Source organism: Paraburkholderia phenazinium (assembly GCF_900141745.1).
In the GTDB taxonomy this organism is placed as follows: domain Bacteria; phylum Pseudomonadota; class Gammaproteobacteria; order Burkholderiales; family Burkholderiaceae; genus Paraburkholderia; species Paraburkholderia phenazinium_B.
The window spans coordinates 3,804,600-3,830,956 of sequence record NZ_FSRM01000001.1 but is presented as its reverse complement, the minus strand read 5'-3'; the positions used below and the strand labels follow the sequence as shown (position 1 = coordinate 3,830,956).

Genomic DNA, 26,357 nt, shown 5'->3' with positions numbered 1-26,357 from the left:
GGGTTACCGGTGGTACAGATGGTGTTGAAGAATATAGTCCCACACCGCGGTGGGGACATGGCTCGCGGCCTCGTTCTGTTGCTGGCCGCCGGCATGCTGAGCTAGACGTTCGCGCAGATGCGCGCGGATATCGGTGGCCGAAACGTCGAAGGCCAGCGTGGTATCGATCAGCAGATGACCACTGGGTGTTGCTTGCAGCACGCTGGCGTCAGCCTGGCGTGCGGCGATTTCGGCGGTGACCGGCGGCGGGATCGAGGCGAGCTCGAAGCCGGGGCGGGTCGACGCGCAGATATGCGCGAACTCGAACAAACGGTGCCACTCGCGCCAGGTATCGAGCCGCACGAGCTGGTCGGCGCCGATCAGCAGCGACAGCGATGCCTGCGAACCTTCCTTCTCGCGCCAGCGTTGCAGCGTCTCCACCGTGTAGGTGGGGCCGTCGTGTTCGATCTCGTCGGTGGCGACGCTCACCTTTACGCCCGGTAGCTCCAGCGAGCCGGCTGCGGCTCGGGTCATCGCCAGGCGGTCGGCGGCCGGCGAGACGTCCGGCTTCTGCCAGGGCTGGCCGGCTGGCAGCAGCACCAGCTCGGTGAGCTGCAGCACCTCGGCGAAGCGGCGCGCAAGCGCCAGATGGCCGTCGTGAATCGGGTCGAAGGTGCCGCCCAGCAGGCCGATCCGGCGGGGCAGGGCAACAGGGTGAGCGTTCGCGTTCAGGTGAGAATCCTTTGTCGTGACGGCGCCAGCGGGCGGCGAGGCCGGCGGGTAGCCCAGGCCTTCAGTGGCCCTTGGTGCGCATCGATGCGTTCAGTGCTCTTCAGACCCACTCGCGCGGCACGAGGAAATCGCTGTAAAGGCGTGCTTCGGGCGTGCCGGGCTCCGGCTGCCAGTTGTAGCGCCAGTTCACCACAGGCGGCATCGACATCAGGATCGACTCGGTGCGTCCGCCGCTCTGTAGCCCAAACAGTGTGCCACGGTCGAAGACCAGGTTGAACTCAACATAGCGGCCACGCCGGTATGCCTGGAATTCGCGTTCGGCCTCGCCGTACGGAATGTTGCGGCGCTTTTCGATGATCGGCAGGTACGCTTTGAGGAACCCGTCACCCACGCTTTTCAGCATCGCGAACGATTGTTCGAAGCCCGGCTCCGAGAAATCGTCGAAGAAAATCCCGCCGATACCACGCGCTTCGTTGCGGTGCTTGAGGAAGAAATACTCGTCGCACCAGAGCTTGAAGCGCGGATACAGCTCGGTGCCATAAGGCTGCAGCGCGTCGCGGCAGACGCCGTGGAAATGCTGTGCATCTTCCTCGAAGCCATAGTACGGCGTCAGATCCATGCCGCCGCCGAACCAGAACACCGGTGCTTCGCCTGCCTTGGTGGCGATCAGCAGGCGCACGTTCATATGCACGGTCGGGCAGTACGGATTGTGCGGGTGCAGCACGAGCGACACGCCCATCGCTTCGAAACCGCGTCCGGCGAGCTGCGGGCGGGCGGCGCTTGCCGAGCCCGGCAGTGCGTCGCCGGCGACGTCGGAGAAGCCGATTCCGGCGCGCTCGAAGAACTGGCCGCCTTCCAGAATCCGCGTGATGCCGCCCCCGCGCAGCTTCTCGCCGGGGGCGCGCTGCCATGCGTCGGTGGCGAACGGGGTGCCGTCGAACGCGCCGAGCGTCTCGGCGATGTGCGTCTGCAGGCCTTGCAGCCAGCTACGTACAGCCTGTACGTCGTAGTTCGAATCCGTCATGAATGCAGGTGCTGGGGCGGCGCGCAGGGCGCGCCGCGGGTTCGTCGGGTTGCGCTGTGGCTCAGCTATGTTTGCGGTTCAGCGCACGATAGCCGATGTCGTGACGATATTGCATGCCGTCGAACGAAATCTGGTTGATCGTCTCGTAGGCCACAGATTGCGCGCTGCGCACCGAATCCGCCAGCCCCACCACGCACAGCACCCGGCCGCCCGAGGTGGTCAGCTTGCCGTCGGCCAGCGTGGTGCCGGCGTGGAACGTTACCGAATCGTCGGTCTCGGCCGGAATATCGCTGATCCGGTCGCCCTTGCGCGGGCTGTCCGGATAGTTGTGCGCAGCCAACACCACGCCGAGCGCGGTGCGGCGATCCCATTCCAGTTCGACCGTGTCGAGCGTGCCGGCGATCGCCTGCTCCACCACCTTCGAGTAGTCGCCCTTCAGACGCGCCATGATCGGCTGTGTTTCGGGGTCGCCCATGCGGCAGTTGAATTCGAGCGTCTTCGGGTTGCCGTGGGCGTCGATCATCAGGCCCGCATACAGGAAACCGGTGAAGCGGATGCCTTCCTTCTCCATGCCCTGCACGGTCGGCAGAATGATTTCGCGCATCACGCGGGCATGCAGTTGCGGCGTGACGATCGGCGCGGGCGAATAGGCGCCCATGCCGCCCGTATTCGGGCCCTGATCGCCGTCGAGCAGCCGCTTGTGGTCCTGGCTCGAGGCGAGCGGCAGCACATGCTTGCCGTCCACCATCACGATGAAACTCGCCTCTTCGCCAGCGAGGAATTCTTCGATCACGACGCGTGCGCCGGCATCGCCAAGCTTGTTGTCCGACAGCATCATGTCGACCGCGGCGTGCGCTTCTTCGAGCGTCAGCGCGACCACCACGCCCTTGCCGGCGGCGAGGCCGTCGGCCTTGATGACGATCGGCGCACCCTTGGTGTCGAGGTAGGCGTGGGCGGCAGCGACATCTGCGAAGGTTTCGTATTCGGCCGTCGGGATCGCATGACGCTTCATGAACGCCTTGGCGAAGTCTTTCGAGCTTTCGAGCTGCGCAGCTTCCTTCGTGGGCCCGAAAATCTTCAGGCCGCGCGAGCGGAACAGATTGACGATGCCCGCTGCGAGCGGCCCTTCCGGCCCCACCAGCGTGAAGGCGATCTGTTCCTTCTCGACGAAATCGGCGAGCGCAGCCGGCTCGGTGATGTCGACGTTGCGCAGACGCTCGTCCTGGGCGGTGCCGCCGTTGCCAGGTGCCACGTAGACGAGCTGGACTCGCGGCGATTGCGCGAGCTTCCATGCGAGCGCATGTTCGCGACCGCCGGACCCGACGACGAGTAACTTCATGTGATTCCCCGAAGACTTAAAAACCATGAACGACCGGCGCATTGGCGGCGCCGACCGTGAATAACCACAAGGTTCGCACAAGGCGAACGGCTAACCTGTGACGCCGGCACAAAAAGACGCCTGACGTGCAGCTGGTTTGCAAAAAACGTTGGCAAAGCAAAGACGGCAGACAGCGGGACTCAGCGACCGACAGCACCGGCAAAGGACTTCATGCAAGACGCGTGCTACGCGCCGCGACAGCCTGCGGGCGCCACGCATGGCGCGCCCGCGCGGCGCTCATTCGCCGGCGATGGCAGCGTTTGTATAGACTTCCTGCACGTCGTCCAGATTTTCGAGTGCGTCGAGCAGCTTTTGCATCTTCACCGCGTCGTCGCCGGTGAACTCCACTTCCGTCTGAGGTTTCATCGTCACCTCAGCCAGTTCCGCCTTGAAGCCGGCGGCTTCGAGCGCAGTCTTCACCTTCGGGAAATCGTTCGGCGGGCACAGCACTTCGATACTGCCGTCCTCGTTCGTCACCACGTCGTCGGCGCCGGCTTCAAGGGCTGCTTCCATCAGCTTGTCTTCGGGCGTGCCCGGCGCGAACAGGAACTGGCCGACGTGATCGAACATGAACGCCACCGAGCCGTCCGTGCCCATATTGCCGCCGTTCTTGGAGAACGCGTGACGCACTTCCGCGACGGTGCGGATGCGGTTGTCCGTCATGGTGTCGACGATCACTGCCGCGCCGCCGATGCCGTAGCCTTCGTAGCGGATTTCTTCGTAGCTTGCGCCGTCGACGCCGCCAACGCCACGCTGGATGGCGCGATTGACGTTGTCTTTCGGCATGTTGGCGTCATACGCCTTTTCGACGGCGAGCCGCAGACGCGGGTTCGTGTCGATTTCGCCTCCGCCCATGCGGGCAGCGACTTGAATTTCCTTGATGAGCCGCGTCCAGATCTTGCCGCGCTTGGCATCGGTCGCTGCTTTTTTATGCTTGATGTTGGCCCATTTCGAATGACCCGCCATACCTTTCTCCGTCGCGCGCGCCTGCGGGGCGCACGCATAGTGCAATTGTCGTTGCGATGTCGGGCGCTTGGGAAGGCGCGCCTCGATGTCAAACCGCGCTGCCGGACCGCGATGTCCGACCCATTTCATCTTGAACCTGAAGCGCCCGGCAATCGGACCGGACCGGTCTGAACTGGGTCCCGCGGACCCCGCAAAGGCGTGATGCGCCGGGCGATTGTGCAAGTTGAGCCGCTTGATGAGCGGATGCGAATTTTATCATGCCGCGGGGGTGCGGCAGAGGGGTGGCGACGCGAAAGAGCGTGCCTGTTGGGGTTGCGGCGCCAATTTAGCGCCGCTGCGACTCTTTCAAACTCAGTTCTTCGTCCCAAACAGCCGGTCACCCGCATCGCCCAGCCCCGGCACGATATACGCGTGTTCGTTCAGATGCGAATCGAGCGACGCTACGTAAAGTTTCACGTCCGCGTGCGCGTCCTGGAACACCTGCACGCCTTCCGGCGCGGCCACCAGCGCGAGGAACATGATGTTTTCGCCCGGCACGCCACGGCGCTTGAGCACATCCACGGCATGCACCGCCGAGTAGCCGGTCGCCACCATCGGATCGCACAGGATGAAAATCCGGTCTTCCAGATCCGGCAGCCGCACCAGATACTCGACCGGCCGGTGGTCGTCCGCCCGGTACACGCCGATATGGCCGACGCGGGCCGACGGAATCAGCTCCAGCAGGCCGTCGGACATGCCGACGCCGGCCCGCAGCACCGGCACGATCGCCAGTTTCTTGCCAGCGATCACCGGTGCATCGATCTCGAGCAGCGGGGTGGTGACGCGTCGCGTGGTCATAGGCAGGTTGCGGGTGATCTCATAGCCCATCAGCAGCGTGATCTCGCGCAGCAACTCGCGGAAGGTGCGCGTCGAGGTGTCCCGGTCGCGCATATGCGACAGCTTGTGCTGGATCAGCGGGTGATCGAGGATGAAAAGATTGGGGAAACGGCTGTCCTGTGTCATGGCGGGAGCGCTAGCGGCGGCAAGAGGAATCGGTCGGCGGCCCGTTTAACCGGCAAAACCGGCAGGCGGGCTCGCCACGCGCTGCAAGTTTACCGAAACTGCTGTCCGAAGATACCGGAGATTGCGGGGGCCACCGGCAGTCAGGCACCGTTTCTTCTAGAATCGGGGGAAACCGTCCGCTCGGGCGCAAGCGGCAGTCGTGGCGTTGCCCTTTCTGAGGCTCCGCCGCGCCGTCATAGGATCAGGAAGAGATAGAGGAGGATGGGCAGATGGACATGGGAATCGCAGGACGCACCGCGCTGGTCTGCGCGGCAAGCAAGGGGCTCGGCCGCGGCTGCGCGGAAGCGCTGGCCGCCGAGGGCGTGAATCTGGTGATCGTCGCCCGCACGGCGGAGACGCTCGAGGCCACCGCCGCCGAAATCCGCGCCAAAACCGGCGTCAAGGTCAAGACCGTGGCGTGCGACATCACCACGCCGGAAGGGCACGCGGCTGCGCTCGCCGCCTGTCCGGAGCCGGACATCCTCGTGAACAACGCAGGTGGGCCGCCGCCCGGCGACTTCCGTAACTTCACGCACGACGACTGGATCCGCGCGCTCGAATCGAACATGCTGACGCCGATCGAACTGATCCGCGCTACCATCGATCCGATGATCGCGCGCGGCTTCGGCCGGATCGTCAACATCACGAGTTCGGCGGTGAAGGCGCCGATCGACGTGCTGGGCCTCTCGAACGGCGCCCGCTCGGGTCTGACCGGTTTCGTCGCCGGCCTCGCGCGCAAGGTGGCGCGCGACGGCGTGACGGTCAACAACCTCCTGCCGGGACTGTTCGACACCGACCGCATTGCCACGACCATCAACGCTCAGGCGAAGGCACAACACCTGTCCGTCGAAGAAACACGTAAGCAGCGCATGGCGTCGATTCCGGCGGGCCGTTTCGGCAATCGCGATGAATTCGGCCGCGCCTGCGCGTTTCTGTGCAGCGTGCATGCCGGCTACATCACCGGGCAGAACTGGCTGCTGGATGGAGGCGCCTATCCGGGCACCTTCTGAGCGGTCGCTGTTTCAGCGCCACACCCCGAAATCACAACCACAACAACACATCTGGATCTGGAGATTGAGTCCCTCATGACGACCCGCATCGCGCTGATTGCGCACGACCACAAAAAGGACGCCATCGTCCAGCTTGCCGGCGAATACGTCGACACGCTACGGCGTTGCGACATTGTTGCAACGGGCACGACCGGCTCGCGAATCGCGGACACGCATGGGCTGAACGTCGAGCGAATGCTGTCCGGCCCGCACGGCGGCGATCTGCAGATCGGTGCGCAACTCGCCGAAGGTCGCGTCGATATGGTGATCTTCCTGCGCGATCCGATGACGCCGCAGCCTCACGAACCGGATATCAACGCGCTGGTGCGTGCCTGCGACGTCCACAACGTGCCGTGTGCGACCAACATTTCGACGGCGCGGATGATTCTTGACGTTCTGACCTTGCGGCTCGCGGAGAAGGTCTGAGATTCGCACCTCGAATTCACTCATCGCAGATAACTTGTACGTCGACAGGAAACATCATGGTCAAGGCAATTCGTTTCGATAAGACAGGCGGCCCCGAGGTGATGAAGTGGGTCGATGTCGAGGTAGGGGAACCGGGTAATGGCGAGATCCGCATCAGGCAGCATGCGGTCGGCCTGAACTATATCGACGTCTATTTCCGTACCGGTTTGTACCCCTTGCCGCTGCCGGGCGGTCTCGGCATGGAAGCGGCCGGCGAGATCACGGCGGTGGGCGCCGGTGTGACGGGTCTGAAGACCGGCGACCGGGTCGCGTATGTGGCGCGTCCGCCGGGCGCCTATGCCCAGGAGCGCGTGTTGCCCGCGGTTCAGGTCGTCAAGCTGCCGGATGCGCTGAGCTACGAGCAGGCCGCCTCGGTGATGCTGCAGGGCTTGACCGCGCAGTATCTGTTGCGGCGGACCTATCCGGTTAAGGCAGGTGACACGATCCTGATCCAGGCGGCTGCTGGCGGCGTCGGCCTGCTGGCGTGCCAATGGGCAAAGGCGCTGGGCGCGACGGTGATCGGCACGGTCGGCTCGGACGAAAAGGCGGAGATCGCTAAAGCGCATGGCTGCGACCACCCCATCGTCTACACGCGCGAGAACTTCACCAAGCGCGTGCGCGAGATCACCAACGGCGCGGGCGTGCCGGTTGTCTACGACTCGATCGGCAAGGACACGTTTACCGCCTCGCTCGACTGCCTCGCACCACTCGGCCTGTTCGTGAGCTTCGGCAATGCGTCGGGTCCGCTGCCGCCGATCGATTCCTCCGAGTTCGCCGGACGCGGGTCGCTCTTCTTCACCCGGCCAACCCTGTTTACGTACATCGGTAAGCGGAGCGATTACGAGGCGATGTCGGCGGAGCTGTTCGACGTATTGGTGTCGGGCAAGGTCAAGACCAGCATCAACCAGCGCTATCCGCTGTCCGAAGTCGGGAAGGCGCACACCGAACTGGAAAGCCGCCGCACCACCGGTTCGACGGTGCTGCTGCCGTAGCCGCAGTCCGCATCAAGGTGTAATAGCGGCGCCATAAAAATTCCGCGCCGCACCACGCTCCGCACGAGCATGGTCTCTCCGCCGTAAAAGCCAGCCCCCACGCGCGCCAGGCCGTTCCAGCCACACCGGAACGGCCTTTTTCGTTTACACATTTTTTACATCGCCCCTGCCATCTTTGACCAGGACTTTACGCCGATCGGCATAACGTTCTACCCATCCAAAGTCCGCTACTGGAGAACACAAATGGATGTGCTGTATGTCGGGGGGATGGTGCTATTTGCAGCGCTGACCTTTGCTTTGATTGCCGGCTGCGAGAAGTTGATGCAGTTCCGGCGTGGCCAGGGAGCACGCTCATGACCTGGATTCTGTGGTTATCGGGCGCTGCCACTGCGCTGCTTTTCATATACCTGGTCTATGCGCTGCTGCGCGCGGAGGACATTGAATGAACTCGAACAATGTCCTTCAAACGGTCATTTATCTGGTCGTGCTGCTTGCACTCGCCGTACCGGTCTCGCGCTATATCACGCGCGTGATGGATGGCACCTCCCGCGTGGTCCGCTTCGGCGGTCCGCTCGAGCGCGTGCTGTATCGCATCGCCGGCGTCGATTCGTCGGCCGAGATGAGCTGGAAGCATTATGCGATCGCCACCATCGCGTTGAATGCGCTCGGCACGCTATTCCTGTACCTGATATTGCGCGTGCAGGGCTGGCTCCCAGGCAACCCGCAGCAGTTCGGTCCGATGTCGGTCGACAGCGCCTTCAATACGGCTGTCAGCTTCGTCACCAACACCAACTGGCAGGATTACACGCCTGAGCAGACCACCGGCTATCTGACGCAGATGCTTGGCTTCACGGTGCAGAACTTCCTGTCCGCAGCCACAGCCATCGCCGTGGTGATCGCGCTGATTCGTGGCTTTGCCCGGCACACGGCGCAGACCATCGGTAACTTCTGGGTCGACATCACACGGGCAACGCTGTACGTGCTTATGCCGATGGCGGCCATCATCGCCGCGTTGCTGATGAGCCAGGGCGTGATCCAGAACTTCAAGGCATATCAGGACGTGCCGACCCTGCAGACCACTACCTATGCCGCGCCGAAGCTCGACGCACAAGGTAACCCGGTGAAGGATGCGAAGGGCAATGCGGTGACGGTCGACACCAAGCTGACGACGCAGACTATCGCGATGGGCCCGGTGGCATCGCAGGAAGCGATCAAGATGCTCGGCACCAACGGTGGCGGCTTCTTCAACGCGAACTCGGCGCATCCGTATGAAAATCCGACGCCGTTCAGCAACTTCCTGCAGATCGTCGCGATCCTTATCATTCCCGCGGCGCTGGCTCTGGTGTTCGGACGGATGATCGCGGACCGCAGGCAGGGTATCGCCGTACTTGCCGTGATGACGATTGCCTTCACCGCCTGTGTGGTGGGTGAAATCAGCGCCGAGCAGGCAGGCAACCCGGCCTTTACCGCACTGAATGTCGATCAGTCCGCCAATGCGCTGCAGTCGGGCGGCAACATGGAAGGCAAGGAAACGCGCTTCGGCATCGCGCAGTCGGGCATCTTTACGGTCGCCACGACGGCGGCGTCGTGCGGTGCAGTCGACAACACGCATGACTCGCTGACCCCGCTCGGTGGCCTCTACCCGATGTTGCTGATCCAGTTGGGCGAAGTGATCTTCGGCGGTGTGGGCTCCGGTATGTACGGGATGCTCGTGTTCGCGCTGCTCGCCGTGTTCGTCGCAGGCCTGATGATCGGTCGTACGCCTGAATATGTCGGCAAGAAGATTGAAGCGTATGAGATGAAGATGGTGTCGATCGTCGTGCTGCTCACGCCGCTGCTGGTGCTCGTGGGGACCTCGATCGCAGTGCTGAGCGATGCGGGCAAGGCCGGTATCGCCAACCCCGGTCCGCACGGCTTCTCGGAAATTCTCTACGCGTTCAGCTCGGCTGCAAACAACAACGGTAGCGCGTTCGCGGGACTGTCGGTGAATACGCCGTTCTACAACTGGCTGACGGCGATCGCGATGTGGTTTGGCCGCTTCGGCACGATCGTGCCGGTGCTGGCGATTGCCGGCTCGCTGGCAGCCAAGAAACGCCTGGCTGTCACCGGCGGCACGCTGCCTACGCATGGTCCGCTGTTTGTGGTGCTGCTGCTTGGCACCGTGCTGCTCGTCGGCGCACTGACGTACGTGCCTGCGCTCGCTCTTGGCCCAGGCGTCGAACATCTGTTGATGATCGCCGGCCATTGATCCGGGCAACCAGGAAAAAACGAGGCTTCAATGACTGAACATAATGCAACGCGGTCCATGTTCGATCCGGCGCTAGTGCGTCCGGCGATCGTGGACTCATTCAAGAAACTCACGCCACGCACCCAGTTTCGCAACCCGGTGATGTTTTGCGTGTATGTCGGCAGCATTCTGACGACGATCCTCTGGATCGCCGCGCTGGGCGGCCAGGCCGAAGCGCCCGCGGGGTTCATCCTCGCGGTGTCGCTGTGGCTGTGGTTCACGGTGCTCTTTGCCAACTTCGCGGAAGCGCTCGCTGAAGGCCGTTCCAAGGCCCAGGCTGCGTCGCTGCGCAGTGCGAAGAAAGACGTGATGGCCAAAAAGCTCAACGAGCCGCATCCGAAGTCGCCGATCCGCATCATGACGGCTTCCGATCTGCGCAAGGGCGACGTCGTACTGGTGGAAACCAACGACGTGATCCCGGCTGACGGCGAAGTGATCGAAGGTGTGGCATCGGTGGACGAGTCGGCAATTACCGGCGAATCCGCACCGGTGATCCGCGAATCGGGCGGCGACTTTTCGTCGGTAACGGGCGGCACGCGCGTGCTGTCCGACTGGATCGTCGTGCGCGTCACGGCGAATCCGGGCGAAGCCTTCCTCGACCGCATGATTGCGATGGTCGAAGGCGCGAAGCGTCAAAAGACGCCGAACGAAATCGCGCTGACGATTCTGCTGGTCGCGCTGACGATCGTGATGCTGCTCGCTACCGCGACGCTGCTGCCGTTCTCGATCTTCTCCGTCGAAGCCGCCAAGGCTGGCCAGGTGGTGAGCGTCACCGCGCTCGTGGCACTGCTGGTGTGTCTGATTCCGACCACGATCGGCGGCCTGCTGTCCGCCATCGGTGTGGCCGGTATGAGCCGCATGATGCAGGCCAACGTGATCGCGACGTCGGGCCGTGCGGTGGAAGCGGCCGGTGACGTCGACGTGCTGCTGCTCGACAAGACCGGCACGATCACGCTCGGTAACCGTCAGGCTTCGGCCTTCGTGCCGGCGCCGGGCGTGACCGAAGAAGCGCTTGCCGATGCTGCGCAACTCTCGTCGTTGTCTGACGAAACGCCGGAAGGCCGCAGTATTGTCGTGCTCGCCAAGCAGCGCTTCAACATCCGCGCCCGCGACATGGCTTCGTTGCAGGCAACTTTCCTCGCCTTCACCGCGCAAACGCGGATGAGCGGTGTGGATCTGCCTGGCCGCGAGATCCGCAAGGGCGCGGCCGACGCCGTCAAGACCTACGTCGAAGCAAACGGTGGCCGCTATCCGGCTGAAGTGAACAACGCGGTGGCCGAAGTGGCACGGCGCGGCAGCACGCCGCTGGTGGTGGCCGAGAAGGGTGAGCACGGTGCACGCGTCCTTGGCGTGATCGAGCTGAAGGACATCGTCAAGGGTGGCATCAAGGAACGTTTCGCCGAGCTGCGCAAGATGGGGATCAAGACCGTCATGGTGACGGGCGACAACCGTCTGACGGCAGCCGCGATTGCAGCCGAAGCAGGCGTGGATGACTTCCTGGCGGAAGCCACCCCGGAAGCCAAGCTGACGACGATCCGCGCGCACCAGGCCGAAGGCAAGCTGGTGGCGATGACCGGTGACGGTACCAACGACGCCCCGGCGCTGGCGCAAGCCGACGTCGCAGTGGCGATGAATACCGGCACGCAGGCGGCGAAGGAAGCCGGCAACATGGTCGACCTCGATTCGAACCCGACCAAGCTGATCGAGATCGTCGAAATCGGCAAGCAGATGCTGATGACGCGCGGCTCGCTGACGACGTTCTCGATTGCCAACGACGTCGCCAAATACTTCGCCATCATTCCAGCTGCGTTCGCTACGACGTATCCGGCGCTGAACGCGCTGAACGTGATGCATCTGGCGACGCCGGCCTCGGCGATCATGTCGGCGGTGATTTTTAACGCGCTGATCATCGTGCTGCTGATTCCGCTGGCACTGAAGGGCGTGAAGTACCGGCCGCTCGGTGCTTCGATCCTGCTGCGCCGCAATCTGCTGATATATGGCCTCGGCGGGATCATCGTGCCGTTTATCGGCATCAAGCTGATCGACATGGTACTGGCCGCGTTCGGCTGGGTTTAACAGGCAGCGGCCGGCGGCGTGGGCTGCCGGCTGCGTCTAAAAGGATTGCCAATCATGAAACTTTTTCGTCCGCTTATCGTGATCTTTGTCGTGCTGGCGGCGATCACGGGACTCGCTTACCCCGCTGTAATGACGGCCGTGGGCCAGGCTGCGTTCCACGATCAGGCCAACGGCAGCATGATCGAGCAGAACGGCAAGGTGGTCGGCTCGAAGCTGATCGGCCAGCAGTTCGATGCGCCGCAGTACTTCTGGGGCCGTCTGTCGGCCATTAGTCCGAAACCGTATGACCCGACGAGTTCGGGTGGCTCGAACATCGGACCGACCAACCCGGCTTTGTCGGATGAAGTCAAAGGCCGTCTCGACGCGTTGAAGGCGGCGGGTACCGATATGTCGAAGCCGGTCCCGGTCGACCTCGTGACCTCGTCGGGTAGCGGCCTTGATCCGGAAATCAGCCCGGCTGCGGCGGCTTACCAGATCGACCGCGTCGCGAAGGCGCGCAAGATGTCGCCGAACGACGTGCAGGCGCTGGTCGACCGCTACACCAGCGGCCGTCAGTTCGGCGTGCTCGGTGAAGCACGCGTCAACGTGCTGGAGCTCAATCTCGCACTCGACGCTGCGCATCAAGGCTAAGTCTGTAGTCGTGACAAGGACGGCGGCTGGTTTGGCGCCGTCTTTGGCTTTTGTAGAGCGCGCTGTATGATCGAACAGAACAGAACCATAACTAACCACACCGCATGAACCGACCCGATCCAGACGAGTTGCTCGACAAGCTGCAACGCGACGAAGAAAAACGCCAGCGCGGCAAGCTGAAGATATTCTTCGGTGCGTCGGCGGGTGTGGGCAAAACGTATGCGATGTTGCAGGCCGCAAAGCGGCGCAGCGACGAAGGCGTGGATGTGCTGGTCGGCATCGCCGAAACGCATGGCCGTGGTGAGACCGCGGCGCTGCTCGAGGGGCTCGAGGTTTTGCCGCTCGCGCATATCGAATACCGCGGCCGCAAGCTCGGAGAATTCGATCTCGATGCCGCGCTCGCCCGCAAGCCGCAACTGATTCTCGTCGACGAACTCGCGCATTCGAACGTGCAGGGCGCACGCCATCTGAAGCGCTGGCAGGACGTCTACGAACTGCTCGATGCGGGCATCGACGTCTACACGACGGTCAACGTTCAACACCTCGAAAGCCTCAATGACGTGGTCGGACAGATCACCGGCATCCGCGTATGGGAGACGGTGCCTGACCGCGTGTTCGACCGTGCCGACGAAGTCACGCTGGTCGACTTGCCGGCCGAGGAACTGCTCGACCGGATGCGCGACGGCAAGGTTTATCTGGCGCAGCAGGCCGAGCGCGCGGTGCGCAACTTCTTTCGCAAGGGTAACCTGATCGCGCTGCGTGAACTGGCGCTGCGCCGCACGGCGGACCGGGTCGACGCGCAGATGCGTGAGTACCGCGCCGATCGTTCGATTCAACGTATCTGGCAGGCGCGCGACCGGCTGCTGGTGTGCGTGGGCCCAGGTCCTGAAGCGCCGATTCTGGTGCGCGCCGCGGCCCGTCTTGCCTCCAGTCTGAAAGCCGACTGGCTGGCCGTGTATGTCGAGACACCGAAGCTGCAACGGCTGCCGGAAGCGCGTCGTGAGCGCACGCTTAACGCGTTGCGGCTTGCCGCCGAACTCGGCGCGGAAACCGCCACGCTCGCGGGCGCCGATGCGGTCTCCGCATTAATCAGTTATGCGCGCGTGCGCAACGTCTCGAAGCTGGTAGCAGGAGCGTCCGCGCGTATCGGTGTAGCGCGCTTGCTGCGCCGCCCGCTTGGCGATCGCATCGCGGAGAAGGCCGGCGATCTCGACTTGACCTTGATTCGCGCGTCGTCGGAACGCGACGGCCTCGAGCGTCGTACGATCGCCGACGAAGGCGTGAACGCGTGGCGCGAGGCGCTTTCCGCAGCTCGCGAACGGCGTTCGCCGCCGGGTGCATACGGCTGGGCACTTGCGATCTGCGCGGGCATCACCGCAGTGGCCAGCCAGCTGTTCGCCCATATCGACCTGACCAATCTCGTGATGCTGTACCTGCTCGGGGTGATCTTCACCGCGGTCAAACTGGGACGCGGGCCGGGCGTGGTGCAGTCGTTTGTCAGCGTGGCGGCGTTCGATTACTTTTTCGTGCCGCCGCGCATGTCGTTCTCGGTGTCCGACACCCAGTATCTGCTGACCTTCTTCGGCATGCTGCTGACCTCGCTGGTGATCAGCCACCTGACGTCGAGCCTGCGCCGCGAGGCGAGCGTCGCGCGGCGTCGCGAACAGCGCACTGGCGCGATGTACGCGATGGCGCGCGAGCTGGCCGCGGCGCTGACGATGGAGCAGATCGTCGGCATCGGCAGCCGTCACGTGAGCGAAGTGTTCGGCGCGCGCGTCGCGATCCTGTTGCCGGATAGCGCGGATCAGGTGAAGCAGAAGATCGAAGATCCGGATGCAGCGATCACGCTCGAAGGCGAATCGCTCGATATCGACGTCGGACAGTGGGTGTATGACCAGCAGAAGCCGGCCGGTCATGGCACCGATACGCTGCCGGCCGCCACTGCACTGTATTTGCCGCTGAAGGCGCCGATGCGCACGCGCGGCGTGCTGGCGGTGGTGATGCGCGACGAGCGTGAGCTTGCCGTACCGGAGCAGCAGCGCATGCTCGACGCGTTTGCCGCGCAGATTGCGCTCGCCGTGGAGCGGGTGCACTACGTCGACATCGCGCGCGACGCGCTCGTCAACATGGAGTCGGAGCGCTTGCGCAATTCGTTGCTGTCGGCCATTTCGCACGATCTGCGTACGCCGCTGACGACGATTGTCGGCTTCTCGTCGATGCTCGCGCAGACCCGCGAAGGCCAGGCGGTCAAGCAGCCTGGCGACGAACTCGTGGAAGCGATCCACGAGGAGGCGCTGCGCATGACCGGCATCGTCACCAATCTGCTCGACATGGCGCGTTTGCAGGCGGGCGGTTTGCAACTGAACCGCCAGTGGTCGCTGCTCGAAGAAACCGTGGGCGCCGCGCTGCGCGCATGCCGCCGCGTGCTTGCGAAACACCCGGTGCAGGTGAAACTGGCGCCGGACCTGCCGCTGCTGCAACTCGACGCAGTGCTGATGGAGCGGCTCTTCTCGAACCTGTTCGAGAACGCAGCGAAGTACACGCCGGCCGATACTCCGCTCACGATCGGCGCGGACATCATCGACGAGGACGGCAAGCCGTTCGTCCGCGTGACCGTCGACGATACCGGCCCAGGGCTGCCCGTCGGCATGGAAGCGCGCGTGTTCGAGAAATTTACCCGCGGCGAGAAAGAGTCGGCCAAGCCTGGTATCGGTTTGGGCCTGGCGATTTGCCGGGCCATTGTCGAAGCACATGGCGGTACTATCGGCGCAATGAACCGGGTGGCGCGCGACGGCCATGTCGAAGGCGCGCGCTTCTGGTTCAATCTGCCCGTGGAGACGCCCCCGCCTGCGCCCGACGTGCAGGAAGATAACGACGAGGGGATGTCCCCCGAGCCGTACCCCAAGCAGACTTCAAAGCCTACCCATGAGTGACCCGAGCATCACCGTCGTCCTGATCGAAGACGAAAAACAGATTCGCCGTTTCGTGCGTGCCTCGCTGGAAGGCGAGGGTATCGTTGTCCATGACGCCGAGACCGGCAAGCAAGGGCTCGTGGAAGCCGCGACGCGCAAGCCCGACCTCGTGATCGTCGATCTCGGCTTGCCCGATACCGACGGGCTCGACGTGATCCGCGAACTGCGCGGCTGGAGCGACCTGCCGGTGATCGTGCTGTCGGCGCGAACCCAGGAGACCGAAAAGGTGGCCGCGCTCGACGCCGGTGCCGACGACTATCTGACCAAACCGTTTGGCGTGTCGGAGTTGCTGGCGCGGATTCGCGCCCATATGCGCCGGCGCAACCAGGGCGGCGCCAATGAATCACCGCAGGTGCATTTCGGGGCGGTGACGGTCGACCTGGCGTTGCGGCAGGTGAGCCGCGACGGCGCTGCGATCCATCTGACGCCGATCGAATACCGGCTCCTTGCCACATTGGTGCGGCATGCCGGCCGGGTGCTGACGCACCGCCAGTTGCTGCGCGATGTGTGGGGACCGTCGCATGTGGAGAGCCATCACTATCTGCGCATCTATATGGCCCATTTGCGGCAGAAGCTCGAGCGCGACCCGGCGCAGCCGGAACATATCGTCACCGAGACGGGGGTCGGATACCGGCTGGTTGGGGCCGCATAGGAGCGCCCAATCTTGATATAATTACAGATCGTAAGGACGACCTTGCGCATCTGCATCGAACGGGGACGGCCCCATCTGAATCATGGAGTCGTTTCATGTCCTGGTTTCTTCTGCTGATTGCCGGTTTGCTCGAAGTCGCTTGGGCGGCCGGTCTCAAGACCTCCGAAGGCTTTACCAAGCTGTGGCCGTCTGTGTTCACGGTCGTGACTTCCCTCGGCAGCTTTGCGCTGCTCGCCATCGCCATGCGCCAGTTGCCGCTCGGCACCGCCTACGCGGTGTGGACCGGAATCGGCGCGGTGGGCGCGTTTATTTTTGGCATCGTCATAATGGGCGAAGCGTTGACGGTGGCGCGGGTGGCCAGCGCGTCCCTGATTGTGATCGGCCTGATCGGACTCAAACTCTCCTCCGGCCATTAAAACGGCCCCCTGACTGCTCGTTTTGCAGTCTATAGCCGGTTTTCGCGGATATTGGAGCCTGAAATTGCAGTCTGCTCTGCGGTCTGCGAATTAACGTGGCTATAATGAAGTCGATCTCAATTTAATCTGTCCCGCGTCCGGCTTGGCGCGGGTCTGACAGCTTCGCTGCAGCGGGTGTCCGCAGTGGCAGAAGCGCCCGGCACGCGCAACGTGCCTGGAGGCTGCCATGCTTGAACCTCTCTCGCTAGCGGCGGGCCTGTCCTGGGGCAGTGGCCTCCGTCTCTATCTGACCGTCCTGTTAGCCGGCGTGTTTGCGCGCCTCGGTCTCGTCCATCTTCCCGATACCTTGTCCGTGCTGGCCTCGCCATGGGTGATCGGGGTGGCGGCTGTGCTGACGGTCACCGAGTTTCTGGCCGACAAGATTCCTGCTTTCGATTCCCTCTGGGACGCGATTCACACCTTTATCCGGATTCCCGCCGGTGCCGTGCTGGCTGCCGGCGCGCTCGGTCATGCCGATCCGGCGCTGCTGACCGTGGCGGCGCTCGCCGGCGGCACGTTGGCCGGTACCGCGCATCTGGCGAAGGCTGGTACGCGCGCGCTGATCAACCTCTCGCCTGAGCCGGTTTCGAACATCGTGACCTCGACCGCCGAGGATGGGCTCGTGTTCGGCGGTTTGTTGCTGGCGCTCTTCGTCCCGGTGCTGTTCCTGTTGCTGATGGTCGGCTTTCTGATGCTGGCGGCCTGGGTGTTGCCGCGTCTGTGGCGCGGCGTGCAGGGCGGCTTTCGCGGCATGGCGACCCATATGGTGTCGCGCTTCGCCAGGAGTCGGCACGATTGAGCGATTCGGCACGAGTATCGCCGGCGCCGCCAGCGGCCGTCGTCCGCGCCGCGCCGGGGCGTCGTTTTAGCGCGGGCGATCTGGTGCGGCAGGCCGTGCGGATGACCGCCCGCGACTGGCGCGCAGGCGAGTTGACGATGCTGCTGCTGGCGCTGGTGCTGGCCGTGGCGGCCCTCTCGAGCGTCGGCTTTCTCGCCGACCGATTACATCTGGGGCTTGAGCGCGATGCGCGGCGAATGATCGGCGCCGACTTCATCGTGCGCTCCGATCATCCCGTCGATCCGCAATTCAGCACCGAGGCCAAATCGCTTGGCCTGCAGATGGCGAACACCGCCATTTTCCCCAGCATGATCAGTACGATGGGCGCCCAGCCGGTCTCGCGGCTGGCGGCGCTCAAAGCCGTTACATCGGCGTATCCGCTGCGTGGCGCGCTGCGCATTACGACTGCGCCGAACGCGCCCGATCACGAGGCGCGAGGGATTCCCGCGCCCGGCACGGTGTGGGTCGATCAGGCGCTGCTCGACGCGTTGAAGGTGCATGTCGGCGATACGGTGAGGGTCGGCAACCGCACGTTCACGATCGCCGCGATCATCACGCGTGAACTGGACCGCGGCTTCGGCTTTGTCAATTTTTCGCCGCGGTTGATGCTGCGTGACGATGAACTCAAATCCACTGGTTTGATCGTGTTCGGCAGCCGCGTGACGTACCGGTTGCTGGTAGCGGGTGCGCGCCCGGCGGTGGAGAAGTTTGCGGCTTTTTCTCATGCTCGCGTCGACGACGGCAAGATGCGCGGCGTCGCGCTCGAATCGCTGAAGGACGGTCAGCCGCAGGTGCGCGAAACGCTCGATCGCGCGGGACATTTTCTGACCCTGGTGTCGCTGCTCACCGCGATGCTGGCGGCGGTCGCGATTGCGATGGCCTCGCACCGCTACATGCGGCGCCATCTCGATGGCTGCGCGGCGATGCGCTGTCTCGGTGTCAGTCAGCGCACGCTGCGTTCGCTGTTTCTGCTGGAGTTTCTCGGACTCGGCCTGCTTGGCGGAGCAATCGGCGTGCTGCTTGGCTATGCGGGACATCTGGCGTTGCTGAGCTGGCTGGGCACGTTGATCGACGTAGTGCTGCCGTATCCGGGCGCGTGGCCCGCGGTCGAAGGGATTGCGGCGGGTCTCGTGCTGCTGCTCGGCTTCGCGTTGCCGCCGTTGTTGCCGTTGACGCGTGTGCCGCCGGTGCGCGTGCTGCGCCGCGAATGGGGCGAGGAGGCGCGCACGGCATGGGCCGCGTATGCCTTGGGTATCGTGCTGTTCGCTGCACTGCTGATCGTGGCGGCCGGCGAAGTGAAGCTGGGAGGGATCGTCGCTGGCGGCTTTGCCGGCGGCCTGCTGGTTTTTGCCTTGATCGCCCGTCTCGCGTTGTGGGGCGCCGCGCGCATCGTGCGTAGCGAACGCGTCAATGCCGGCATTGGCTGGCGCTATGCGCTGGCCTCGCTCGAGCGGCGCAGCAGCTCCAGCGCCTTGCAGATCACGGCACTCGGTATCGGCCTCATGTGTCTGCTGTTGATTGCAATGACACGCAACGATCTGGTGGACGGCTGGCGCAAATCGACGCCGCCCGACGCACCCAACCAGTTCATCATCGACATCCAGCCCGACCAGCGTGCAGGGGTGACGCAGTACCTCAAGAGCCACGACGTGCCCGATGCGGCGCTCTCGCCGATGGTGCGCGGGCGGCTGATTGCGATCAACGGCAAGCCCATCAATCCGGACCAGTACAAGAGCGATGATGCCAAGCGCCTCGTCGACCGCGAATTCAACCTGTCGTACACGACGAGTCTGCCCGACGACAATCGGATCGTTGGGGGTAAGTGGTACGGCGACACGAAGGCGCCGCAGATTTCGATCGAGGAAGGGCTCGCGAAAACGATCCACGTGAAGACCGGCGACACGCTGCGCTTCGACGTGACCGGTTTGCAGATCGATGCGCCGGTGACGAGCATCCGCAAGCTCGACTGGGGTTCGTTCAAGGTCAACTTTTTCGTGTTGATGCCGCCTGCTGCGTTGCAGGATTTCCCGGCCAGCTTCATCACGAGTTTCCACTTGCCGCCTGAGAAGAGCGCGACGATCGATGGTCTGATCGGTGCGTATCCGAATCTCACGGCCATCGATGTGGGCCCGATTCTCGCGCAGATGCAACGCATGCTGGAGCAGGTGATCGGCGCGGTGCAGTTCCTGTTTGCCTTCACGCTCGCCGCGGGTGTGCTGGTGCTGTACGCGGCGCTCGCGGGCACGCGCGACGAGCGTATGCGAGAATCCGCGCTGCTGCGCGCGCTCGGTGCGTCGCATCGGCAGGTGCGCGCCGTGCAGGTGGCGGAGTTCGTCGCGGTAGGGGCGCTGGCCGGGCTGATGGCGGCGGCAGGCGCTGAAGTGGTGGGTTGGCAACTCGCGACGCGGGTGTTTTTCTTCTACCTGAACTTCGACCCATGGCTGCTGCCTGCCGGTATCGCAGCAGGCATCGCTTGCGCGGGTGTCGGCGGCTGGTTGAGCCTGCGTCATGTGCTGGCCCGTCCCGCGTTGCAATCGCTGCGTGATGCGTGATACCTGAGCGGCAGTAACCGGGCAGTTCTTTCTTCGATTCCTTTTGCAGATAGCAGTTGACCGTATGACCGATCCGATCAACGAAGCGCCGGCGCAACCGACGGCCTTCGAACTGGTGGGCGGCGAGACGCGCGTGCGCGAACTCATCGACCGTTTCTACGACCTGATGGACCTCGAGCCCGAATTCGCGGGGATCCGCGCGCTGCATCCGCCGACCCTCGACGGCTCGCGCGACAAGTTCTTCTGGTTCCTGTGCGGCTGGCTCGGTGGCCCGGACCACTACATCAGCCGCTTCGGCCATCCGCGTCTGCGTGCCCGGCATCTGCCGTTTGCGATTGCTTCGAGTGAGCGCGATCAGTGGCTGCGGTGTATGGCGTGGGCGATGCAGGACGTGGGACTGGACGAGCCGCTGCGTGAGCGCCTGCTGCACTCGTTCTTTGATACCGCTGACTGGATGCGGAATCGGCCGGATTGATGGGGAAGGGGAGACACGTCAGATGAGCGGGCTGTCTGGTTCCGTCGACTATGACGCCGCAGCCGATTACGCCGCGCTCGACGAGCGGGCGCGAGTGGTGCTCGATTGCTGGTTCGGTGCGCCGGATTCCGCTACCTATGGGCTAGATAGAAAGCTGTGGTTCAAGCGCGATGCCGCGTTCGACGCCATGCTGCGTGAGCGCTTCGGTGAACTGCTCGAGCTCGCTGCGCAGGGGGGCCTGGACGCGTGGGCTGTTACACCGCTCGGGGGTCTTGCGCTCGTTATCGTGCTCGATCAGTTCTCACGCAATCTATATCGCGGAACAGCGCGAGCATTCGCTGGCGATGCGCATGCGCTGAGGATTGCCAGGCAAATGATCGCAGACGGTGCGGACCAGCTTTTGCCGACCCTGCTTCATCGTGCCTTTGCTTATTTGCCGTTCGAGCACGACGAGTCGCTTGCCGGTCAGCGTGAATCGCTGCGGCTGTTCAAACCGTTCGAAGCGCAGCCGCAGAGAATCGCAAGTTACTACCAGGCCGCAGTCAGACACGCGGCGGTCATCGAACGGTTTGGGCGGTTTCCACATCGAAACGCGGCGTTGGGACGTGTGTCTACCGAAGAAGAGCAGGATTTCCTGCGCAAACCGGGATCGTCGTTCTGAGGCGCGCGTGCTGTGCCCAGCTTATCGAGCGCGGCAGACGAACGAAAAATCAGCGTCCGCCGGCTATATCAAGCACTGCGCCGGTCACATACGAAGCCGCATCGCTCAGCAGCCAGACGATGCCTTCCGCGACTTCATCGGCGCTACCGGGACGACCCAGCGGCGTCTGCGAGCCAAGCACCGCGGCGCGGTCCGGACGCCCACCGCTGGCATGGATCTCGGTATCGATCAGACCGGGCCGCACCGCGTTCACGCGTATCCCTTGCGGGCCGAGTTCCTTGGAGAGGCCAATCGTCATCGTGTCGATGGCGCCTTTCGAGCCCGCGTAATCGACGTACTCGTTCGGCGCCCCGAGACGCGCGGCGGCCGAAGAGAGATTGACGATCACACCACCTTGGCCGCCGCGGTCCTTCGACATCCGGCGGGCAGCTTCCCGGGCGCATAGATAAGCACCGAGAACGTTGACGTCGAACATGCGCTGCAGGCGTGCCACATCCATATCGGCCAGCGGCATGCCGGGCGCGACGATGCCCGCGTTGTTCACCAGTGCATCGATCCGGCCAAATGCCTCAACGACCGCATCGAACATTCCAATCACGTCTGCTTCGCTCGCCACGTCGCCTTTGATCACGCGGGCATGGCCGCCAGCCCGCACGACCTCCGCCGCGGTTTCCTGCGCGGCGTTTTCGTTGCTAGCGTAGTTCACACCGACCGACCAGCCGCGTGCGCCCAGCAAACGCGCTGTCGCGCGGCCGATGCCGCGGCTTGCGCCCGTGATCAGAACGACCTTCGTCATGAATGACTACCCCTGTAAGCGGTAAGCGGTAAGCGTCGTGCGGCCTGCGGCGCTTAAACTGCGTCGCGGTTATCGGCCCATTTGTCTTTCGGCGGCGACTGATAACCGCGTAGCCTGGCGATCAACGCTGCCGGGTCTGAATCGACCTGCAGGATGTCGTGATAGGTCTGGCGCATGAAGCCTTCCTGCACCGTATGCTCGAGCATCGCGATCAGCGGATCGTAGTAGCCGTCTATGTTGAGCAGTGCCACCGGCTTCTGGTGATAGCCGAGTTGCGCCCACGTATAGGCTTCGAACAGTTCTTCGAGCGTCCCCACGCCGCCGGGCATCGCAACGAACGCATCCGACAGGTCCGCCATCATCTTCTTGCGCTGGTGCATGTCGGGCACCACGTGCAATTCGGTCAGACCGTTGTGGCCGACTTCCTTGTTGACGAGCAGCTCTGGAATCACGCCGATGGCGCGGCCGCCGGCCTCCATCACCGCGTCGGCAATCGTGCCCATCAGGCCGACCTTGCCACCGCCATAGACGAGCGCCAGGTCCGCAGCGACCAGAGCCCGGCCGAAGCTGCGGGCGGCCTCGGCGTAGAGGGGTTTGGCTCCGTTAGAAGAGCCGCAGTACACACATACCGCCTTCATGTTCAAACGTCCTTCGGTTCGTTGCGCGGCGTGGCGCCTTCTTTTTGCGGCAGGTAGTCGTAGAACTCGCGCTTGGGCAGTTTGCCCGAAATCAGGTCGTCGAACAGTTGCCGCGAGCGGCCACGCAGATACGGCGCCATCAGCGAAACGATCTGCACGCTGACCTGATGCAATTCAGCGCGAATCGCTTCCTGCTCGTTGTATTTGCGCGGGTTCATCACGAACTGGTACGACAGCCAATAAGTGCCGATTACGCCGACGTTGGTGGCGATCACGTTCAGTTCATCCGGCGTCGCCACCATTTCGCCGTCTGCGACGAGTTGATCGCAGAACTGGCTGGCAAAGCGCACCTTATGGCTGATGATCTGCTTGAAGTGCGTCTCGAGCGTGCGGTTGCGCGCCAGCAGATCGTTGAGGTCGCGATACAGGAAGCGATAGCGCCATGTGAAATCGACCATGTACTGCAGATAGGACCACATCTCGTCGATCGTCGCGCGGTGATCGTCCGGAAAGCGCAGACGCTTTTCGATCTCCTGCTCGAACTGGCTGAAGATGCTGTTGATGATGTCGTCTTTGTTGCGGAAGTGGTAGTACAGATTGCCCGGACTGATTTCCATTTCCTCGGCGATCGTCGTCGTGGTGACGTTCGGCTCGCCGATTTCGTTGAATAGCTTCAACGACAGTTCGAGAATCCGTTCGCGGGTGCGGCGGGGAGGTTTTGCTTCCATGTCGTCCGGCCCTGGTAGCGCCGGGCCGGCCGCGCAGCGCTGTGCCGCTGCTGCCTGCTAACCCTGACGCGGTTGGTATATTTCGAGACTATCGAACGATTATAAACCGACCGTTCTGATACCCAAGCCAAAGTCAGGGTTTTCACGCCGTGGCCGCATGCGCAGCGCGAGGCTAGAGCCAAGCGCCGATCCAATGCACCAATAATGGGCCGACAATCAGCACCCACGTCATCAGACACATACCGAGCGCCACCATCACGGCCGCGCTGCCGAGATCCTTGGCGCGCCGCGACAACTCGTGCCGTTCGAGCGAGATACGGTCAATAGCGGCCTCGACGCTCGAATTCAGCAGTTCGACGATCAGCACCAGCAGCACCGAGCCGAGCAGCAGCACGCGGCTCACCGGATCGACGGGGACGATCACGCCGCAGGGCACGAGGATGGCTGCCAGCGTCAGTTCCTGGCGGAACGCGCTTTCTTCGCGGATTGCGACCTGAAAGCCGGCCAGCGAGTTTTTCATCGCGTGCCATGCACGCGTCACGCCGCGATTGCCTTTGTACGGGTTGAACGGCAATGGCGCGAGGGGATCGTCCGGACCGAGCGGCTCATGGGCTTCAGCGTGCGCGTCGTGAGCAGCGCCTGTCGCGGCAGCGGACTGTCGTGCTTGGCCACGGGTCTGCGCGTCGTTTGCAGAATGTGAATTCGGTTGCAGCGAAGGGCCAGGCCCGCGGCGCAGCGATGCGCCGTCCGTCGCTTGCGGTGCGCTCGCTTCGTGGACGTCGTCGAACGGATCGATGCCGTTCTGATCCGTTTCGACGGAATGCAGCGTGTCGTGCGGGGCACGACGGACGCTGGAGGGGCTTGCTCGCATGGGGGGCTTGGCGGAGCGCGTCACGCGGCCGCGCTCTCCTCGCTGAACGTAGGCCGCGGCAGCGGCTTCAGATGCGCGGCGAACTGCTCGGAAGCGGCGGTCCACGAAAAGCGCTCGGCCCATGCGCGAGCATGATTGCGGTCGATTTTCAGCGCTTCGAGGCAGGCTTCGCGCAGATCTTCGTTCATCGCGCCGGCGCCGCCGTCGCCAAGCACGTCGATCGGGCCGGTGACCGGGTAAGCGGCGACCGGCGTGCCGCAGGCGAGCGCTTCGAGCAGCACGAGGCCGAACGTATCGGTGCGGCTCGGGAACACGAACACGTCAGCCGCGGCGTACACCTTGGCGAGTTCCGCCTGGGTCAGCACGCCCAGATAGTTCACCGTCGGATAGCGCGACTTCAGTTCGGCGAGCGCCGGGCCTTCGCCGGCCACCCACTTCGAACCCGGCAGATCGAGCTTGAGAAACGCTTCGACGTTCTTCTCGACGGCTACGCGGCCGACGTACAGAAAGATCGGCCGTGCCGTATTCAGCACCTTCGAATCCATCTGATGAAAGATGTCGAGGTCGACGCCGCGCGTCCACAGCACTACGTTCGTGAAGCCGAATTTTTCGAGGTCGGTCTTGACGACCGGTGTCGGCGCCATCACGGCCAGCGACGCCTTGTGGAACCAGTGCAGGAACTTGTAGGTTGCGGCGAGCGGAATGCCGAAACGGGCCTGCACATATTCCGGAAAGCGCGTGTGATACGCCGTCGTGAAGGGCAGCTTATGCTTGATCGCGTAAGCGCGCGCGGCCATACCCAACGGGCCTTCGGTGGCAATGTGCAGCGCGTCCGGGGCGAACCCGTCGATGCGTTCGTGGAGCTTGCGCTTCGGGAACAGCGAGAGGCGGATTTCAGGGTACGTCGGACACGGGATCGTCTTGAATTCGAGCGGCGTCAACAGGTCGACACGGTGGCCAAGCGCGGTGAGTTCGCGGGTCGTGTTCTTCAGCGTGCGTACCACGCCGTTGACCTGCGGCTCCCATGCATCGGTGACGATCATGATCTTCATCGGTTTTGGCCCAGTAGAAGTTAAAAGTGATGACGCGGGGGGCTGCTAATTGGCCACTAGGCGGTCGCGCGGGCCTTTTGCGGACGCACTTCCGGCGCACGCATCACGGTCCAGTAGATCACCTTGAGTTCACCTTCGAAGGTCTCGACGAGCGCCGACAGGCTTTCGACCCAGTCACCGTCGTTGCAATACAGCACGCCGTCGATATCGCGAATCTCCGCCTTGTGGATGTGTCCGCAGACCACGCCGTCGCAACCGCGGCGACGCGCTTCATCGGTCATCACACGTTCGAACGAGGAGATGAAATTCACCGCGTTCTTTACCTGATGCTTGAGGTACTGCGACAGCGACCAGTACTGGAAGCCGAGACGGCTGCGGATCCGGTTGAACCAGCGGTTCAGCACCAGGATCACCGTGTAGAGCGTGTCGCCGAGATAGGCGAGCCACTTCGCATGCTGGATCACGCCGTCGAACAGGTCGCCATGCACGATCCACAGGCGCTTGCCGGCGAGCGTGGTGTGAAACGCTTCGCCGCGCACATGGATGTCGCCGAACGCGAGGTCGCAGAACTGGCGCGCGGCTTCGTCGTGATTGCCGGGGATGTAGACGACCTGGGTGCCTTTACGGGCTTTACGCAGGATTTTCTGCACGACGTCGTTGTGCGCCTGCGGCCAGTACCAGCCTTTTTTCAACTGCCAGCCGTCGATGATGTCGCCGACCAGGTACAGGTACTCCGAGTCGTTGTGACGCAGAAAGTCGAGCAGATACGACGCCTGGCAACCACTCGAACCCAGATGGATATCGGACAGCCAGATCGTGCGGTAGCGGTGCGGCTCCTCATGGTCATCGTCCTGATGGCCAGGTTGCGGTTCCGAGGAGAGCGGTGGCAGTGGGATCGGCAGGCCGGCACCGAAGGAGGCAGAGTCCGGCCGGAAAGCGACGGGGTCGACGCTCGGGCCAGTCTGGCGGAACAAGGAAGTCGCGGACGTTTTGGGGTCCATGGCTCACGCGTCGAGTTGCAGTGCCCGTATTGCGCCATCCGCGTGTG

General features: G+C 63.5%; 26 protein-coding genes. 15 read left to right on the top strand and 11 right to left on the bottom strand.

Going from position 1 to position 26,357, the window contains the following annotated elements; all coding sequences use genetic code 11:
- Positions 1 to 3 precede the first annotated feature (3 nt).
- The 5 genes from BUS06_RS17155 to upp form a co-directional block, all read right to left on the bottom strand.
- Positions 4 to 711 carry a nicotinate-nucleotide adenylyltransferase gene (locus BUS06_RS17155; protein ID WP_254368910.1) on the bottom strand — a complete coding sequence of 236 codons (708 nt, stop codon included), beginning with the start codon at positions 709 to 711 and terminating at the stop codon, positions 4 to 6.
- 100 nt (positions 712 to 811) lie between these two features.
- A complete protein-coding gene (gene hemF, locus BUS06_RS17150) occupies positions 812 to 1,735 on the bottom strand; it encodes an oxygen-dependent coproporphyrinogen oxidase (RefSeq protein ID WP_074265348.1) in 924 nt (307 codons plus the stop codon).
- A 61-nt stretch (positions 1,736 to 1,796) separates the two neighbouring features.
- Positions 1,797 to 3,074, bottom strand: coding sequence for a phosphoribosylamine--glycine ligase (purD, locus tag BUS06_RS17145; protein ID WP_074265347.1), 1,278 nt, complete (start codon positions 3,072 to 3,074; stop codon positions 1,797 to 1,799).
- A gap of 276 nt (positions 3,075 to 3,350) precedes the next feature.
- A complete protein-coding gene (locus tag BUS06_RS17140; protein ID WP_074265346.1) occupies positions 3,351 to 4,079 on the bottom strand; it encodes a YebC/PmpR family DNA-binding transcriptional regulator in 729 nt (242 codons plus the stop codon).
- A gap of 351 nt (positions 4,080 to 4,430) precedes the next feature.
- A complete protein-coding gene (upp, locus tag BUS06_RS17135) occupies positions 4,431 to 5,081 on the bottom strand; it encodes a uracil phosphoribosyltransferase (protein WP_074265345.1) in 651 nt (216 codons plus the stop codon).
- 269 nt (positions 5,082 to 5,350) lie between these two features.
- Here upp and BUS06_RS17130 point away from each other — a divergent pair, with 269 nt between their 5' ends.
- The 15 genes from BUS06_RS17130 (at position 5,351) to BUS06_RS17060 (ending at position 21,224) form a co-directional block, all read left to right on the top strand.
- Positions 5,351 to 6,130 carry an SDR family oxidoreductase gene (locus BUS06_RS17130; protein WP_074265344.1) on the top strand — a complete coding sequence of 260 codons (780 nt, stop codon included), beginning with the start codon at positions 5,351 to 5,353 and terminating at the stop codon, positions 6,128 to 6,130.
- A 75-nt stretch (positions 6,131 to 6,205) separates the two neighbouring features.
- On the top strand, positions 6,206 to 6,595 hold the full coding sequence (locus BUS06_RS17125; protein ID WP_074265343.1) for a methylglyoxal synthase: 390 nt from the start codon (positions 6,206 to 6,208) through the stop codon (positions 6,593 to 6,595).
- Positions 6,596 to 6,651: 56 nt separating this feature from the next.
- On the top strand, positions 6,652 to 7,626 hold the full coding sequence (locus tag BUS06_RS17120; RefSeq protein WP_074265342.1) for a quinone oxidoreductase family protein: 975 nt from the start codon (positions 6,652 to 6,654) through the stop codon (positions 7,624 to 7,626).
- A gap of 243 nt (positions 7,627 to 7,869) precedes the next feature.
- On the top strand, positions 7,870 to 7,983 hold the full coding sequence (locus BUS06_RS17115; RefSeq protein ID WP_063495261.1) for a hypothetical protein: 114 nt from the start codon (positions 7,870 to 7,872) through the stop codon (positions 7,981 to 7,983).
- Positions 7,980 to 8,072, top strand: a complete 93-nt coding sequence (kdpF, locus tag BUS06_RS17110; protein WP_074265341.1) for a K(+)-transporting ATPase subunit F — start codon at positions 7,980 to 7,982, stop codon at positions 8,070 to 8,072. The genes BUS06_RS17115 and kdpF overlap by 4 nt, the downstream gene beginning before the upstream one ends.
- The gene (kdpA, locus tag BUS06_RS17105) at positions 8,069 to 9,874 is read left to right on the top strand and encodes a potassium-transporting ATPase subunit KdpA (protein ID WP_074265340.1); all 1,806 of its coding nucleotides are present in this window, start codon (positions 8,069 to 8,071) and stop codon (positions 9,872 to 9,874) included. The genes kdpF and kdpA overlap by 4 nt, the downstream gene beginning before the upstream one ends.
- Before the next feature lie 30 nt (positions 9,875 to 9,904).
- Positions 9,905 to 11,989 carry a potassium-transporting ATPase subunit KdpB gene (kdpB, locus tag BUS06_RS17100; protein WP_074265339.1) on the top strand — a complete coding sequence of 695 codons (2,085 nt, stop codon included), beginning with the start codon at positions 9,905 to 9,907 and terminating at the stop codon, positions 11,987 to 11,989.
- Positions 11,990 to 12,040: 51 nt separating this feature from the next.
- Complete coding sequence (gene kdpC, locus BUS06_RS17095) at positions 12,041 to 12,619, top strand: potassium-transporting ATPase subunit KdpC (protein ID WP_143787615.1); 579 nt, start codon at positions 12,041 to 12,043, stop codon at positions 12,617 to 12,619.
- Positions 12,620 to 12,723: 104 nt separating this feature from the next.
- Positions 12,724 to 15,552, top strand: a complete 2,829-nt coding sequence (locus BUS06_RS17090; protein WP_074265337.1) for a DUF4118 domain-containing protein — start codon at positions 12,724 to 12,726, stop codon at positions 15,550 to 15,552.
- Positions 15,545 to 16,243, top strand: a complete 699-nt coding sequence (gene kdpE / locus BUS06_RS17085) for a two-component system response regulator KdpE (RefSeq protein WP_074265336.1) — start codon at positions 15,545 to 15,547, stop codon at positions 16,241 to 16,243. Before BUS06_RS17090 ends, kdpE begins: the two co-directional genes overlap by 8 nt.
- A 95-nt stretch (positions 16,244 to 16,338) precedes the next feature.
- Complete coding sequence (gene sugE / locus BUS06_RS17080; RefSeq protein WP_074265335.1) at positions 16,339 to 16,659, top strand: quaternary ammonium compound efflux SMR transporter SugE; 321 nt, start codon at positions 16,339 to 16,341, stop codon at positions 16,657 to 16,659.
- A 226-nt stretch (positions 16,660 to 16,885) separates the two neighbouring features.
- Entirely contained in the window at positions 16,886 to 17,497 is a 612-nt protein-coding gene (locus BUS06_RS17075; RefSeq protein WP_074265334.1) for a DUF4126 domain-containing protein, read from the top strand.
- 101 nt (positions 17,498 to 17,598) lie between these two features.
- Entirely contained in the window at positions 17,599 to 20,088 is a 2,490-nt protein-coding gene (locus BUS06_RS17070) for an ABC transporter permease (RefSeq protein WP_143787614.1), read from the top strand.
- Positions 20,089 to 20,152: 64 nt separating this feature from the next.
- Complete coding sequence (locus tag BUS06_RS17065) at positions 20,153 to 20,563, top strand: group II truncated hemoglobin (protein WP_074265332.1); 411 nt, start codon at positions 20,153 to 20,155, stop codon at positions 20,561 to 20,563.
- A gap of 22 nt (positions 20,564 to 20,585) precedes the next feature.
- A complete protein-coding gene (locus BUS06_RS17060) occupies positions 20,586 to 21,224 on the top strand; it encodes a DUF924 family protein (protein ID WP_074265331.1) in 639 nt (212 codons plus the stop codon).
- 49 nt (positions 21,225 to 21,273) lie between these two features.
- Here BUS06_RS17060 and BUS06_RS17055 read toward each other — a convergent pair whose 3' ends face one another.
- The 6 genes from BUS06_RS17055 to BUS06_RS17030 all read right to left on the bottom strand — a co-directional run bounded on the left by BUS06_RS17055 (position 21,274) and on the right by BUS06_RS17030 (position 26,310).
- Entirely contained in the window at positions 21,274 to 22,020 is a 747-nt protein-coding gene (locus BUS06_RS17055; RefSeq protein ID WP_074265330.1) for an SDR family oxidoreductase, read from the bottom strand.
- A 53-nt stretch (positions 22,021 to 22,073) separates the two neighbouring features.
- Entirely contained in the window at positions 22,074 to 22,658 is a 585-nt protein-coding gene (locus BUS06_RS17050; RefSeq protein WP_074265329.1) for an LOG family protein, read from the bottom strand.
- A 2-nt stretch (positions 22,659 to 22,660) separates the two neighbouring features.
- A complete protein-coding gene (locus BUS06_RS17045; RefSeq protein WP_074265328.1) occupies positions 22,661 to 23,386 on the bottom strand; it encodes a TetR/AcrR family transcriptional regulator in 726 nt (241 codons plus the stop codon).
- A 172-nt stretch (positions 23,387 to 23,558) separates the two neighbouring features.
- On the bottom strand, positions 23,559 to 24,257 hold the full coding sequence (locus BUS06_RS17040; RefSeq protein ID WP_074266148.1) for a diacylglycerol kinase: 699 nt from the start codon (positions 24,255 to 24,257) through the stop codon (positions 23,559 to 23,561).
- 20 nt (positions 24,258 to 24,277) lie between these two features.
- Positions 24,278 to 25,309 (bottom strand): glycosyltransferase family 4 protein, encoded by a 1,032-nt coding sequence (locus BUS06_RS17035; RefSeq protein ID WP_074265327.1) that lies wholly within the window; start codon positions 25,307 to 25,309, stop codon positions 24,278 to 24,280.
- Positions 25,310 to 25,365: 56 nt separating this feature from the next.
- Entirely contained in the window at positions 25,366 to 26,310 is a 945-nt protein-coding gene (locus BUS06_RS17030) for a UDP-2,3-diacylglucosamine diphosphatase (RefSeq protein ID WP_074265326.1), read from the bottom strand.
- Between the last annotated feature and the right edge of the window lie 47 nt (positions 26,311 to 26,357).

Bases quoted from the DNA above. Each gene is read 5' to 3' on its own strand.
- BUS06_RS17050 (WP_074265329.1), bottom strand. From the start codon at position 22,658: ATGAAGGCGGTATGTGTGTACTGCGGCTCTTCTAACGGAGCCAAACCC.
- BUS06_RS17030 (WP_074265326.1), bottom strand. From the start codon at position 26,310: ATGGACCCCAAAACGTCCGCGACTTCCTTGTTCCGCCAGACTGGCCCG.
- purD (WP_074265347.1), bottom strand. From the start codon at position 3,074: ATGAAGTTACTCGTCGTCGGGTCCGGCGGTCGCGAACATGCGCTCGCA.
- kdpE (WP_074265336.1), top strand. From the start codon at position 15,545: ATGAGTGACCCGAGCATCACCGTCGTCCTGATCGAAGACGAAAAACAG.
- kdpA (WP_074265340.1), top strand. From the start codon at position 8,069: ATGAACTCGAACAATGTCCTTCAAACGGTCATTTATCTGGTCGTGCTG.
- BUS06_RS17140 (WP_074265346.1), bottom strand. From the start codon at position 4,079: ATGGCGGGTCATTCGAAATGGGCCAACATCAAGCATAAAAAAGCAGCG.
- sugE (WP_074265335.1), top strand. From the start codon at position 16,339: ATGTCCTGGTTTCTTCTGCTGATTGCCGGTTTGCTCGAAGTCGCTTGG.
- BUS06_RS17070 (WP_143787614.1), top strand. From the start codon at position 17,599: ATGACCGCCCGCGACTGGCGCGCAGGCGAGTTGACGATGCTGCTGCTG.
- BUS06_RS17075 (WP_074265334.1), top strand. From the start codon at position 16,886: ATGCTTGAACCTCTCTCGCTAGCGGCGGGCCTGTCCTGGGGCAGTGGC.
- kdpF (WP_074265341.1), top strand. From the start codon at position 7,980: ATGACCTGGATTCTGTGGTTATCGGGCGCTGCCACTGCGCTGCTTTTC.
- BUS06_RS17060 (WP_074265331.1), top strand. From the start codon at position 20,586: ATGAGCGGGCTGTCTGGTTCCGTCGACTATGACGCCGCAGCCGATTAC.
- BUS06_RS17045 (WP_074265328.1), bottom strand. From the start codon at position 23,386: ATGGAAGCAAAACCTCCCCGCCGCACCCGCGAACGGATTCTCGAACTG.
- BUS06_RS17065 (WP_074265332.1), top strand. From the start codon at position 20,153: ATGACCGATCCGATCAACGAAGCGCCGGCGCAACCGACGGCCTTCGAA.
- hemF (WP_074265348.1), bottom strand. From the start codon at position 1,735: ATGACGGATTCGAACTACGACGTACAGGCTGTACGTAGCTGGCTGCAA.
- BUS06_RS17130 (WP_074265344.1), top strand. From the start codon at position 5,351: ATGGACATGGGAATCGCAGGACGCACCGCGCTGGTCTGCGCGGCAAGC.
- BUS06_RS17115 (WP_063495261.1), top strand. From the start codon at position 7,870: ATGGATGTGCTGTATGTCGGGGGGATGGTGCTATTTGCAGCGCTGACC.
- BUS06_RS17120 (WP_074265342.1), top strand. From the start codon at position 6,652: ATGGTCAAGGCAATTCGTTTCGATAAGACAGGCGGCCCCGAGGTGATG.
- BUS06_RS17125 (WP_074265343.1), top strand. From the start codon at position 6,206: ATGACGACCCGCATCGCGCTGATTGCGCACGACCACAAAAAGGACGCC.
- kdpB (WP_074265339.1), top strand. From the start codon at position 9,905: ATGACTGAACATAATGCAACGCGGTCCATGTTCGATCCGGCGCTAGTG.
- BUS06_RS17035 (WP_074265327.1), bottom strand. From the start codon at position 25,309: ATGAAGATCATGATCGTCACCGATGCATGGGAGCCGCAGGTCAACGGC.
- BUS06_RS17090 (WP_074265337.1), top strand. From the start codon at position 12,724: ATGAACCGACCCGATCCAGACGAGTTGCTCGACAAGCTGCAACGCGAC.
- upp (WP_074265345.1), bottom strand. From the start codon at position 5,081: ATGACACAGGACAGCCGTTTCCCCAATCTTTTCATCCTCGATCACCCG.
- BUS06_RS17055 (WP_074265330.1), bottom strand. From the start codon at position 22,020: ATGACGAAGGTCGTTCTGATCACGGGCGCAAGCCGCGGCATCGGCCGC.
- BUS06_RS17040 (WP_074266148.1), bottom strand. From the start codon at position 24,257: ATGCGAGCAAGCCCCTCCAGCGTCCGTCGTGCCCCGCACGACACGCTG.